The 12994-nt window shown below is 68.8% G+C and carries 8 protein-coding genes; 7 read left to right on the top strand and 1 reads right to left on the bottom strand.

Annotated elements, in window-relative coordinates; genetic code table 11:
- Positions 1-236 precede the first annotated feature (236 nt).
- The 5 genes from J5T34_RS00785 to J5T34_RS00765 all read left to right on the top strand — a co-directional run bounded on the left by J5T34_RS00785 (position 237) and on the right by J5T34_RS00765 (position 7284).
- Positions 237-2306: a TonB-dependent siderophore receptor gene (locus J5T34_RS00785; protein WP_244258616.1), complete on the top strand. Its 2070-nt coding sequence runs from the start codon at positions 237-239 to the stop codon at positions 2304-2306.
- Positions 2307-2328: 22 nt separating this feature from the next.
- On the top strand, positions 2329-3915 hold the full coding sequence (locus tag J5T34_RS00780) for an ABC transporter substrate-binding protein (protein ID WP_244258615.1): 1587 nt from the start codon (positions 2329-2331) through the stop codon (positions 3913-3915).
- Positions 3916-4112: 197 nt separating this feature from the next.
- A complete protein-coding gene (locus J5T34_RS00775) occupies positions 4113-4982 on the top strand; it encodes an ABC transporter permease (RefSeq protein ID WP_432207617.1) in 870 nt (289 codons plus the stop codon).
- Complete coding sequence (locus J5T34_RS00770; RefSeq protein WP_208577527.1) at positions 4979-5815, top strand: ABC transporter permease; 837 nt, start codon at positions 4979-4981, stop codon at positions 5813-5815. Before J5T34_RS00775 ends, J5T34_RS00770 begins: the two co-directional genes overlap by 4 nt.
- The gene (locus tag J5T34_RS00765; protein ID WP_208577525.1) at positions 5812-7284 is read left to right on the top strand and encodes an ABC transporter ATP-binding protein; all 1473 of its coding nucleotides are present in this window, start codon (positions 5812-5814) and stop codon (positions 7282-7284) included. Before J5T34_RS00770 ends, J5T34_RS00765 begins: the two co-directional genes overlap by 4 nt.
- Positions 7285-7380: 96 nt before the next feature.
- Here J5T34_RS00765 and J5T34_RS00760 read toward each other — a convergent pair whose 3' ends face one another.
- Positions 7381-7683: a zf-TFIIB domain-containing protein gene (locus J5T34_RS00760; RefSeq protein ID WP_208577523.1), complete on the bottom strand. Its 303-nt coding sequence runs from the start codon at positions 7681-7683 to the stop codon at positions 7381-7383.
- 268 nt (positions 7684-7951) lie between these two features.
- On the opposite strand from J5T34_RS00760, the gene J5T34_RS00755 reads away from it, so the two are divergent.
- Together J5T34_RS00755 and J5T34_RS00750 are read left to right on the top strand one after the other, a co-directional pair.
- A complete protein-coding gene (locus J5T34_RS00755) occupies positions 7952-10960 on the top strand; it encodes a hypothetical protein (protein WP_208577521.1) in 3009 nt (1002 codons plus the stop codon).
- Positions 10961-11028: 68 nt separating this feature from the next.
- Positions 11029-12873 (top strand): leucine-rich repeat domain-containing protein, encoded by a 1845-nt coding sequence (locus tag J5T34_RS00750; RefSeq protein WP_208577519.1) that lies wholly within the window; start codon positions 11029-11031, stop codon positions 12871-12873.
- The last annotated feature ends 121 nt before the right edge of the window (positions 12874-12994 follow it).

The following is a 12994-nucleotide window of genomic DNA, read 5'->3' as shown; positions in this document are numbered from 1 at the left end:
AATGAAAAACCGTTCTCAATAAGGCGCGCCGTCGCTCGGCAGCGTCGCCGCAGACCGTATTGTCGCCGCTTATTGTCTTGCTTGCGGCGTCCGTTGCTGCTCCGCTCGCGCGGGCAGCATGGCGGTCGCGGTGGTCGCCCGCCTTCGTTCACCCTTCATCGACCATGTCCACGCCGATTTCTTCGCCCGCGCGGCCACTGCGCGCGGTTCATCCGCTGTCGCCTCTTGCCGCCGCCATGTTGGCTGTTGCCGCGTTCGCCGAACCCGCCGAGGCCGCGGAGCGCGAGGAAGCGGTGCTGCCCGAGGTGGCGGTGGTCACCTCCGGCGCCGCATCGTACAACGCCGACGAGGCCAGCGGCGCGACGCGCACCGACACGCCGCTGCGCGAGGTCCCGCAGGCGGTGCGCGTGGTGCCGCGCGCGATGATCGACGATATCGGCGCGACCCGGCTCGAGCAGACCTTCGACTATGTCAGCGGCATCGCGCGCCAGGACAGCTTCGGCGGACTGTGGGACAACTTCGCGGTGCGCGGCTTCGCCGGCAACGAGAACACTGGCACCGGCTATCTGGTCAACGGCTTCGTCGCCAATCGCGGCTTCACGGCGCCGCGCGACGTCGCCACCATCGAGCGGGTCGAGGTGCTGAAGGGCCCGACCTCGTCGCTGTATGGCAGCGGCGAGCCGGGCGGCACGCTGAACCTCGTCACCAGGCAGCCGCAATTCAAGCCGGCGCAGACGTACGAGCTGGAAGTGGGCAATCGCGACCGCTATCGTGTCGCTGCCGATGTCACCGGTCCGCTGGGCGAGAACGTCGCCGGCCGCCTGATTGCGGTGGGCGACCATCAGGGCAGCCAGCGCGCCTTCGTCGACAGCCAGCGCTATCTGCTGGCGCCGTCGCTGACATGGACGCTCGGTGCGGATACCGTGATCCAGTACGCGGGCGAATGGCAGCGCTTCTCGACGCCGCTGGACCGCGGCATCGTCGCGGTCGACGGTCGTCTCGATGCGGTCGGCCGCAAGACCTTCCTGGGCGAACCGTCCGATGGCGACATCCGTCTCGACAGCCAGTCGCATCAGCTCGGCGTCGAGCATCAGTTCTCGCCTGGCTGGAAGGGCCGGCTGTCGCTGGCCTATCGCGGCGGTTCGCTGGAAGGGTATTCGACCGAGCCTTCCGTGCTGGCGGCAGATGACCGCACGCTGCGGCGCCAGCGCCGATATCGCGACTATCAGTCGGACGACACCGCGCTGCAGGCGGACCTGACCGGCCGCTTCGATACCGGGCCGCTGTCCCATACGCTGCTGGTCGGCCTCGACGCCTATCGTTTCAGCAGCAGCCAGGTGCAGCTGCGTGGCAACCCCACCGCCGCGACGCCGTATCCGATCGACATCTACGAGCCCGTCTACGGATCGACGCCGCCGCCGCTGTTGCCGAACACCGATACGCACGAGCGGCAGACCAATGTCGGCCTGTACGCGCAGGACCAGATTGCCTTCGGCGAACGCTGGCGCGTGTTGGGCGGCCTGCGGGTCGACTCGTATCGGCAGACGCTGGACAACCGCCTGCGCGGCACGCGCGTCGAGCAGGACCAGACCGCGGTGTCGCCGCGGCTTGGCATCGCCTATCTGGCCAGCAACAACGTGACGCTGTTCGCCAATGCCAGCCGCTCGTTCCGCCCCAATCCCGGCAGCAATGCCGCCGGCGAACCGTTTACGCCGGAGCGCGGCCGCGCGGTCGAAGCGGGCGTCAAGTTCGAAACCGACGATCGCCGCCTCGGCGCGACGCTGAGCGCCTTCACGATCCACAAGCGCAATGTGCTGACCGCCGATCCGGCCGATCCGTCGTTCTCGACCACCGCCGGCCAGGCGCGCAGCCGCGGCCTGGAGCTCGATGTGGCCGGCCGCGTCGGCCAGCACTGGCGCGTGTCGGGCAGCGTCGCGCTGACCGATGCCGAGATCACCGCCGATACCCGGCTGCCGGCCGGCACGCCGCTGCGCAATATCCCGCGCACCAGCGCCAGCGCGCTCGCGGTCTACGAGGACGCGGCGCCGTGGGGCCAACGCTACGGCGTCGGCGCCGGCGTGCGCTACATCGGCAAACGCTCGGGCGATACCGCCGACAGCTTCACGCTGCCGTCGTACACGTTGGTCGATCTGCTCGCCTACTGGCAACTGAGCAAGCAGGCCAGGCTGACGCTGAACGTCCATAACCTGTTCGACCGCGACTACTACGCCAGCTCCTACAGCCCACTGTGGATCGCGCCCGGGGCAGGGCGCACGATCCGGCTCGGGCTGCGGCTGAGCTATTGAAGCGATGCAAAGCACTGCTGCGATGCCCGCGATCGAATCGATGCCGCTGCGTTCGACAAGCCGCCGACGGCTGCTGCTGGGTGCCGGCGCAGCGGCAGTGCTGTCGCCCGTGTTGGCACGGGCCAGCCGAGCCGGGGCCGCGGCCGATCGGATCGTCCGCGTGATCGGCCCATGGGAGCTGTCGAGCCTGGACCCGTTGCGCGGCGGTTATCTGTTCGCGCGCATGCAGGTCGCCGAGACGCTGGTCGACTATGACGCGCAGGCGCGGCCGGTCGCAGGGCTCGCGTCGCGCTGGCAGGTATCGAACGACGGGCTCGCATGGCGCTTCGTGTTGCGCGAGGGCGCGCGCTTTCATGACGGCTCGCCGGTGCGCGCCGGGGTTGTCGTGCAGGCACTGCGGCGTGCCTTGCATCCGGCCGGCGTGCTGGGCCAGGCGCCGATCGCCGCGATCGATGCCGAGTCGGACGCGATCGTCCGGATTCGCTTGCACCAACCGTTTCCCGCGCTGCCGGCGCTGCTGTCGCACAGCAGCACGCAGATCCTCGCACCCGCCTCCTTCGGCGCCGATGGCGCGGTGCGCGCGATCGTCGGCTCGGGTCCGTACCGCATCGTCACGCTGGAGCCGCCGCAGCGCTTCTCGGTCGTGGCCTTCGACGGCTGGCAAGGACCGGTGCCCGCGGTGCGCCGCGCCAGCTATCTGGCGGTCGGCCGCGCGGAGATGCGTGCGCTGATGGCCGAGGGCGGCCAGGCCGAACTCGCCTATGGTCTCGACCCGGGCAGCGTGGTGCGGCTGCAGCGGGGCGACGCGGTGCGCGTCCACCAGCAGCCGATTCCGCGCACCACCGCGCTCAAGCTCAATGCGGGCCACCCGCTGCTCGCCGATCCGCGTGCCAGGCAGGCGCTGTCGCTGGCGCTGGATCGGCGCGGCATTGCGCAGGCGGTGTTGCGCGAGCCGTCGCTCGCCGCTACCCAATTGTTCCCGCCGGCGTTGGCCGGCTGGCATCGCCCCGATCTGCCGGCGCTTGGCCACGACCCCGTCCGGGCCCGCACCTTGCTGGCCGAACTCGGCTGGCGGCCCGGCACCGACGGCTTGCTCGCGCGCGACGGCAAGCGCTTCGCGCTGACGCTGCAGACCTTCCCCGATCGCCCCGAACTGCCGGTGATCGCCGCGGCGATCCAGGAGCAGCTGCGCCGGATCGGCGTGCAGGTTCGCGTGGCGGTGGGCAACTCCAGCGAAATTCCGCTGGGCCACCGCGATGGCACGCTGCAGATGGCACTGATCGCGCGCAACTATGGCGCGGTGCCGGATGCGTTCGGCGCCGTTGCGCAGGACTTTGGCGCGCCCGAGGGCAAGGGCGGTGATTGGGGCGCGATGGGCTGGTCGTCGCCGGCGCTGACGCGCGCGCTGGCGGCGATGTCGTCGACCGCCGATGCTGCGCGTGCGCAGACGCTGCGCGAGCAGATCGCCGCGGCGCTGCACGACGGCCTGCCGCTCGTGCCGGTGCTGTGGTACCAGCAGACGCTGGCGGCCAGCCCCCAGCTGGCCGGCGTGTCGATCGACCCCTTCGAACGCAGCTACCGGCTCACCGAATTGCAATGGACCCGATGACGCCACCGAACTCTCAGACCACGCAGGTCGCCACCGCCAGCTTCGGCGACGCCGTATCGGCATCGCCCGATGCCACGCCCGATGCCTTGCGCCAGCGGAACGCTCACGCTGCCGCCGGGCTGATCGCCCGCGTGCTGCTCCAACGCGGCGTGCAGGCCGGGGTCGTTGCCGCGCTGGTCGGCAGCCTCAGCTTTCTGATGATGCGCCTGCTGCCGGGCGATATGGCATTCCGCATCGCCGCCGGACGCTATGGCTACGACATGGTGACCGCGCAGGCCGCCGACGCGGTGCGCGCCGAACTGGCGCTCGATGGTCCATGGCTGGACGGCCTGCTGGCCTGGTGGTCGCGGCTGCTGCATCTGGACCTCGGCACCTCGACGGTGACCGGCGCGCCGGTCGCCGCCGAGATCGCGCATCAGCTGGGCCATACGTTGTGGCTGGCGCTGGCCGCGCTGATGGTGTCGACGCTGATCGCGCTGCCGCTGGGCTTTGCCGCCGGCCGGCACGCCGGCGGCAACACCGATCGTGCGACGCTGGCGCTGTCGGTGCTGCTGCGGGCATTGCCGCCGTTCGTGCTGGGCATCCTGCTGGTGCTCGCCTTCGCGGTCGAGCTCGACTGGCTGCCGGCGGGAGGCCACGGCGAGCACGGCAGCTGGATCGCGCCGGCGCTGACACTGGGGCTTGGCTTGGCCGCCACCGCGATGCGGGTGGCGCGCGATGCGATGGCCGGCGTGGTCGCCGCGCCGTACTGGCTGTTTGCGCGCACCAAGGGTTTGTCGGACCGGGTCGCGATGGCACGGCACGGCGTGCGCAACGCCGCGGTGCCGGTGGTCGCCTATCTCGGCGTGCAGCTGGTCTATCTGCTGGAGGGGGTGGTGGTCGTCGAGACGCTGTTCGCCTGGCCCGGCATCGGCCATGCGCTGGTGCACGCTATCTTCGGCCGCGATGTGCCGATGATCCAGGGCACCGCGCTGACGATGGGCCTGCTGTTCGTGGCGTTGAACGCCGCGGTCGACCTGGCCTGCATGGCGATCGATCCGCGGCTGCGGGCGAAGGTGGCGCGATGAACGGAACGGCGACCCTGACCGGCAAGCGCGGTTTGGCGAGGGGCACACCGCGCCGTCTTGTCGCGCTGCTGCTGATCGTGCTGCTGGCCCTGTTCGCCATCGTCGGCCCGTGGGCCGCGCCGCGCGAGCCGTTCCAGCAGGATCTGTACGCCGTGCTGCGAGCGCCGACGATGGCCGAGCCGCTAGGGACAGACCATCTGGGCCGCAGCGTGCTGGCCCGCACCGCGCATGCCACGCGGCTGTCGCTTGGCCTTGCGTTGTTGTGCGTGCTGTCGGCCGCGCTGCCGGGCACGCTGCTGGGCCTGTTTGCCGCATGGCGCGGCGGCTGGGCGGATCGCATCGCCGGCGCGCTGGCCGACGCGGTGCTCGCGCTGCCCGGGCTGCTGCTGGTGCTGCTGCTGTCGGCGCTGGCGCCGGGCGCGATGTGGCCGCTGTATCTCGGGCTGTCGCTGGTGCTGTGGGTCGAATACTTCCGCGTCGCGCGCGCCAGCGCGCAGATCGTGCTGCAGAGCCACCATGTCGAGGCCGCACGTCTGCTCGGCTTCGGTCCGGCCTATATCGTGCGCCGGCATCTGCTGCCGGAGCTTGCGCCGGTGCTCGGCACGCTGAGCAGCTTCGGCCTCGGCGCAGCGGTGCTGGCGCTCGCCGCGATGGGCTTCGTCGGCATGGGCGTGCAGCCCCCGATGGCCGAGCTCGGCCTGATGATGACCGAACTGCTGCCGTATGCGGCCGAGGCGCCGTGGGCCATTGCCAGTCCGATTGCCGTGCTGGCGCTGGCGATCCTCGCGTTGGCGTTGCTCAACGCTCGTACGCGTGCCGAGGTGTCGCCATGAACGCGCGGAATGACCTCGTAATCGGCGACCTGCACGACGACCTGCACAACGACCGGCACGGCCGCCTGCACGGCGACCGCAGCGGCCGCCTGCTTGGTGTCAGCGACCTGTCGGTCGCCAGCGCCGACGGCGTGCTGCTGCAGCCGGTGTCGTTCGAACTGCAGGCCGGCCGCGCGCTGACGCTGCTGGGCGAGACCGGTTCCGGCAAGAGCCTGCTCGCCCATGCCGTGATGGGTTCGCTGCCCGCGGGACTGCGCGCCAGCGGCCGTCTCGCGGGCCATGGCTGGCACTGCGATGCCGGCGACCTGCGGGCCCGGCGGCCGCTGTGGGGACGAGAGCTGGCGCTGCTGCCGCAGGAACCCTGGTTCGCGCTGGACCCGCTGATGCGCGTCGATGCGCAGCTGGCCGAGACCTATCGCCATGTCGCCGGCGAATCGCGCCAGCGCGCCGCGCACCACGCCGCGCAGGCACTGCGCGCGGTGGGACTGGGGCATGCCGCGCGCGCATGGCCGAGCACCTTGTCCGGCGGCATGGCGCAGCGCGCGGCGTTCACCATCACGCGCGCCGGCGATGCGCCGATCCTGATCGTCGACGAACCGACCAAGGGCCTGGACCGGGTGTGGCGCGACGATCTGGTGGCGCGGCTGCGCGCGGCGCTCGAGCAGGGTTGCGCGGTGCTGACCATCACGCACGACATCGGCGTGGCGCGGGCGCTGGGCGGCGACACCATGGTGATGCTCGATGGCCGCGTCGTCGAGCGGGGCCAGACCCACGCGGTGCTGGGCGACCCGTCGCACGACTACACGCGCGCGCTGATCGCCGCCGAGCCGGCGGCATGGCCGCGTCGGGCGATGCCGGGCACCGGCGGGGAGGTGCTGCGCGCCAGCGGCCTGAGCAAGCGTTTCGGCGATCGCGTGTTGTTCGACGGGCTCGACCTGACGCTGCACGCCGGCGAACGCGTGACCGTCACCGGTCCCAGCGGCAGCGGCAAATCGACGCTGGGCAACGTCCTGCTCGGCCTGGCCCGCGCCGATCGCGGCAGCGTGCGCCGCGCCGCCGGCATCGCGCGGGTTCGCTACCAGAAGCTCTATCAGGATCCGGCCGGCGCCTTCGCGCCGCATGTTTCGCTGGGCCGCGCGCTGCACGACCTGATCGCGCTGCACCGGATCGAACGCGCGCCGCTGGGGCCGTGGATGGAACGGCTCGGGCTATCCGCCGAGCTGCTGGAGCGCCTGCCGAGCGCGGTATCGGGTGGCGAACTGCAGCGCTTCGCATTGTTGCGCGCGCTGCTGCTGCGGCCCGCCTTCCTGTTCGCCGACGAGCCGACCTCGCGGCTCGATCCGGTCACGCAGCGCAATACCATCGACCTGATCGTCGAGGCGGCGGAAGAATCGGATTGCGCGCTGATGCTGGTCACGCACGACCCCGATCTCGCCGCCAACGTGGCGGCGCGCACGCTGGCGTTCTGAGGCTGGAGCTTTCACGAAGACGGCGCCCCGAGGGGCGCCGTGCCGGTTAACCTCCGCATCGCCGATCGTCGGTCGAAGCCGGCCGATCAAAGCGCGTCAGTCGAAGATCTCGTGCCAGATGCTCTTCTTGCGATAGTGCTTCTGCTCGCGGTAGCGGTCGTCGTCGCGGTAGCCGCGGTCATGGCCGCGATCATAGCCGCGCGGATCGACCGGCCGCTGGGGCGCGGCCGCCTGGGGCGCCTGGGCAACCGGGGCCTGCTCGGCCGAGGCGCGCTCCAGGATCTTGTCGAGCTCGCCGCGATCGAGCCACACGCCGCGGCATTTCGGGCAGTAGTCGATCTCGACGCCCTGGCGTTCGGCCATCACCAGTGTGGTTTCGGGGCAAACGGGACAGTGCATGGCTGCTCTCCTTGAATGGCTGTCAACCGCTGTCAGACCGTCGCGTGCGGGCTTGGTTCGGAAGAAAAGTGCTTTGCACGGCTGCTTATAGGCGTCCTGCCCGCGACAAGCGGCGAATGCGGCCTCGCGACCTTGATCGCGCACTGCACAAATCGCGGCCGCCCATTTTCCGATAGTTCCTATTGCTTTAGTTGGCTACCCCATTCCTGAAGCGGCGGGGCATGTGCGTCGATAGATTTCCCCCATCGTCCACGTCCTATGCCTTCCCATGCCGAAGCCCTCCGTTCTGCCCGCTCCCCATACCGCCATCGGCATTGCCACCCTCGATTACAACAATCACGTCAACAAGAAGGCGTTCCAGCGCGCGCTCGATACCAACTTCGACGCCGAGATTCGTGCCATCCTTGCGCGCCCCCGCGGCGAGGTGCGGCTGGCCGACGGCAGTACCTTCCGAATCGCCTATGTGAACGCGAAAGGGGCTAGCCGGCTCGTCATGACGCGTCAGCTGCCCGAATCGGCGAGCCGGCTGGACCGTGTCTTTCACGCTGTCCTGGACAACCTGGGGGAGATAGGCAAGATCCGACGCAAGATTGAGGACGTCGCCCACAAGAGCCAGGCCCTTGCACGCCAACTCGAGGCCCACGTTCCGGCCATCGTCGACGGCCTGTGGAACCAGGAGCTGTCGCTTCAACTTCAGGCGGAGAACGACCGCTTCGACAGCCATCAGGTGGACGCATGGCTCTGCAGTCCGCGGCGCAGCGGCATGTTCCAACAGCAATGCGTCGCGGCGATCGATCGGCACGACGGTCGGCAGGGCGAGCGGACGCTGACCGTCACGTTTGCGCTGGGCAAGCATACGCAGCGCGTCGAATTTCGCACCGCCCGCGCGGAGACACGTGAACAGGGCGAACGCGCATCGCGCGATCTCTACCGGATGGAGCGGGTGATTCGCGGTCAATACGCGGAACGGTTCGGCAACTACCGTTCGGCCAGAGAGATGATGGCGATCTTCAAGACCGTTACCGTGATCGAGGAAACCAGGCTGGAGCTCCAGAAGCGAGCGCATGCGCTGGTGCCGCAGCCGCACGACATCGCGGGCGGTCACCCCGTCGCCGGGCCTGAAGGAAATCTGCCGGCCAAGGCGTTCTATCTGTCCGTCGCGACCGAATCCGCAGCCCTTGCCAGCGATACGGCGAGGACCATCGACCTGGCCCTGTTGCTGTGCTCCGGCACGATCCTCACGCAAGCGCGGGATGTCGCCCTGAGGTTCACACAACCGGCAGCGCAAAGCTCGCATGACATCGCATCGCGCGACCTGCTCGAATATCACACGGCAGAAACCTTCGCCGTCGCCGAGCGCGCCATCTCCGCGTTGCTGCGCGATCACCGCGCGAGCGCGTTCCGCGACAGATTCAAGCTGGACATCGGTGCCTCGATCAAGGACATCGAACTGCTGGAGACGCATGCCGCCGAATTGGGCAACAGCAAAGGATGGCGAGAGGAAAATCTCGGCGATCGCCATGCGAGCACGAAGCCGAACGATGGTGCGCCCCCCGGCACGCAGATTGTCCTCTTCAACCGAAAACTGTCGCCGTCGGAAGTCGCCCTGCGCCTGCTCACGTTCGACGCAAGCAGCGTACGCAGCGACCGGATGCCGGTGTCGTCCATCGGCGTCGCGGCGGCCCGGGAAGGCAATGTGCCGCGCATGCTGTACAGGCTTTGCATCAACAAGTTTCCCGCCTGTCTGCGCTTTGACCTCGCGTCGGCCACCGCCGATATGCCGGGGCTTCTGACGAGGTTGCATTACCGAAGCCTCGACCAGCTCGCCGACGATCTGTACCAGACGGTCCATGACGACCGCATGCATCGGATCGCGGCGGAGGTCAGAGAAAAGATCGATGGGCAAGTACAACGGATGCGTGCCGACATGCGCGCGAACCTGCGCAGCGGACTGGTTGCCGAGGCCCATGCCGACGAGTTTCTCCGCGGCCTGCCGAACGGCTTGCCGCAGGCGGAGCTTGCGTTGCGACGCACCGCGTTCGAGCAGGGACGGGCGTGTCTGAAGCAGGCAGGCGGCAGCATCGATGCCGAGCAGCGGGAACGCCTTTTGCGCTCCTACGATAGGGGCCTGCAAGGCCAGGCGGCTGACAGAGAGGATCTGGCGATCGGTGTCCAGGCCCGGCTCGCCCATGAAGCCGGCAGGCGCGATGGCGCCTCGGTGCGGCAAGGGCCGGGCGCACAGGCCGATGCGGGATGGCGGCAGAGCATGACGTTCGCGCTGCATGACGCATTCGAGGCCGGCTTGCTTCCGCCTTCGTTCGCCGAGGCAGGGCGGTTGCATCTGCCATGCGCGGACGTCGTCGGCAAGCCCGCGTCCGCGCTCAGGCTGGCGGAGGCCCTGGTGGCGTTCATGCATGCGAGGCACGATTGGGCTGCTGCCCACGTCCAGGCGCAAGAGGCCAGGCGCCATCTGGAAGCATGGCGGTATCTGGCCGACAGTGGCGGCCTGCATGCCGACAGCGGCCGCGCCAAGGCATTCGAGGCCGCCCATGTCGGCGAAGCCAGAGCGAACCATCGTCAGATCCAATGCCGCGCCAACATGATGGCGATGCGCGACGTCATTCTGAATCTGTGCATGGACGCAGGGATGAGCCGAAACGAGGCCGACTATGTGATGGCAGCGTTGGATCAGGGTCAACGGGCCGATCTCGTTCGCCCGACCCAACATGTTTCCCTTCCCCCCGGCGAACTGGACCGACGGCTGGACGCGATGCGCGAAGCCGCACAGCGCGCCAGCGACATGGCGCTGCGCATGGACACGCTGGTCGACGAACGGGAAAGGGAACTGCGTGCGCGGACGGACCTGATGGTGGTAGGCCGGTCTACGCTTGGCGAATTCGACCGCTGGCACCGCGGGGAGATGCGCCATGCCGCGGACCTGCGTCCTCGTCCCGCTGTCCCGGACGCTGCGGAGCAGCCGCCCGCCATTGCCGGTGAACCGGTTCCTCCCGGTGCTGACCCCGGCGCCATCTCCGGCGCAATTGCGCAACCTCGCGCGGAAGTTGGACAGGCGGAACGGGGCGCCGCCCATACGGTGTCGCGAGCGCCGGGCAGGACGGTCTCGGACAGTGCGATGGGCAGCCGGCCGCGTGCCGCCGTGGCGCGGCTGGACGATGGCCCGACGGCGCAATCGCGGGCACGCCGGCACACCGATTCGGACGTCGATCCGCGCGTCGATCGACGCATCGATTCACTTGTCGATTCGCCGTCGAAGTAGTTCCGTGCAGCGTTCGGCAATGCCGGCCTTCCGTCGCGTTCAACGTAATCCACCACCAGGGGAATGGCATGACGATCAGTGAGTTGTCGCTCGATTCCTTCACGCAGTTCACCCATATCGCCGGCAGTCATGACGGCGCCAGGCAAATGTGCCAGGCCGGGGCATTCCGCTTTCAGGCCCATTGCTATCGGCTCCATTACCGCGCCGACGGACCGACCGTCGTGCGCGACGGGCCTGCCTCAGGCATGAAGGACTTCTTCGCACATCGATTGCTGAACGGCACGGTGTATTCGTACGCGTCCCAGCTGACCCGCCATCTGCGCTCGAGCCGGGAAGCGGTGCTCCAATGCATGGTGAAGGTGCTCGATGACTGGATGGCGACGCAGCCGGACCAGCGTTGCATCGAGGCAACCCGCCGCATCCTGTCCTGTCACGAGCGGCACGGCACCGTGCTCGATCTTCGCCATCTGGGCATGACGAGCGTTCCGCTGGTGCTCGGCTGGCTGGAGCAGCTCACGGCGCTGCGTCTGAGCGGCAATGCCCTGACCGCAGTGCCGCCGGCGGTGCAGAGATTGACCGGGCTGCGGGTGCTCGAGCTTGCCGACAACCGGATCGGCGAACTGCCCCCGTGGATGGGGGAATTGAAAGCGCTGCAGGTGCTGTCGTTGAGCGGAAACCGGCTGACTGCATGGCCGCAATGTATCGACAGGCTGCCCCAGCTCGCCTTCGTCTGGCTGGAGGACAATCGCATTGCCGAACTGTGGCCCGGGTCACCGTTCTACCCGGCAAAGTTCGAGGTCTTTCTGCGCGGTAACCCGCTATCGAACCATGCCGCGTACGATGCGGTGCTCGGCGTGGATGTGTGTCGCCGCTCGCCGCTCCATCACGAGGCGTTCGATGAGAATCGACCCGGTACGACGGACCATTTATGGCCCGCTGGCCGTTCGCAGCTTGGCCGGCTCGCGGTGCTGATCCACGGCGCGCCAGGCAATGCGGGTCCGGCATTGCCAGACGCGGCGGACACGCGGCAATGTGGCCCGGAACTTCGCGAAGATGTCGAGCGGCTGGTCGCCGATATGCAGGCATCGCTGGCGAAGCTGGAACGGTCGCGTACGCCGCCGATCCTGTTGCCGCGCTGGCCGCACATCATGGCGTACCGGCTCGAGCTTGTCAGGCGCCTTCTTGTCACCGACGCGGACCTGTATCGCCTGCATGCGCCGGAGCTCCGTGCGTCGGCGCGGTTCTCGGCCGAACTGCTGTTGGACAGGCTGGACGATCTCGAACTGGCGCTCGCGCAAATGCTGGTCGAACGCAGCCATGTTCCGGTACGCGTCGCCGCCGCGCTGGGCCGAAGCGTGCTGCGGATGGCATTGCTCAAGGAAACCGTGCGAGATGTCTGGTCCACGGACGCGCCGTCGCCGGCCCTGGAGCGGCGGGTGCAATACGATATGGCGTTTGCGCTTGACCTGCCCATCGAGGTCCGGCCTTACTTCTCCCTGGCCTGGTACGGAAACGAACACTACGGCGAGATATGGGCGCAATGTGTGCGGGACGGCGTGCTGACACGCGAATCCGCGCACGACTTCCGGCGGCTCGATGAATTCATGGCGGACTGGAAACCCTGGCAGGCCCTGATCCGACGTGTCCGCAGCACAGCCGTGGCCCGCGCCGACAGGACCGTGCGCGAACGGCTGGCGCAGGCCGATGCCGGGGGCGCCGAGTCGGCGCAGGCAGAGGACGCCGCCAGAGCGCAGCGCGCCGCCATCATGGCCGAGGCCGAGCGCGGCTTTCGTGACTTCTGCCGGGACGGCTTCCGTGCCTACCGCCGAGGTGGCGAGCAGGGCTTCGCGGCCTGGTGCCGGGAAGGCGAGCCGAATGCCGTCCCCGCACCCGCAACCGTGGCAGGCGCGTAAGCGCGATCGGGATCTTCAAGCGAGGCTTGACGATTCCGACAGAAATACTCGTTTCCGAAATTGCGCTCGATAGGCGAAAGTTCGCGCTGATCAATGATGTTCGGGCCCGCGACACGGCATC

The sequence above is a fragment of the Cupriavidus gilardii genome (assembly GCF_017598945.1).
Classification (GTDB): Bacteria; Pseudomonadota; Gammaproteobacteria; order Burkholderiales; family Burkholderiaceae; genus Cupriavidus; species Cupriavidus gilardii_E.
This window is presented reverse-complemented; position numbering and strand designations above follow the sequence as displayed.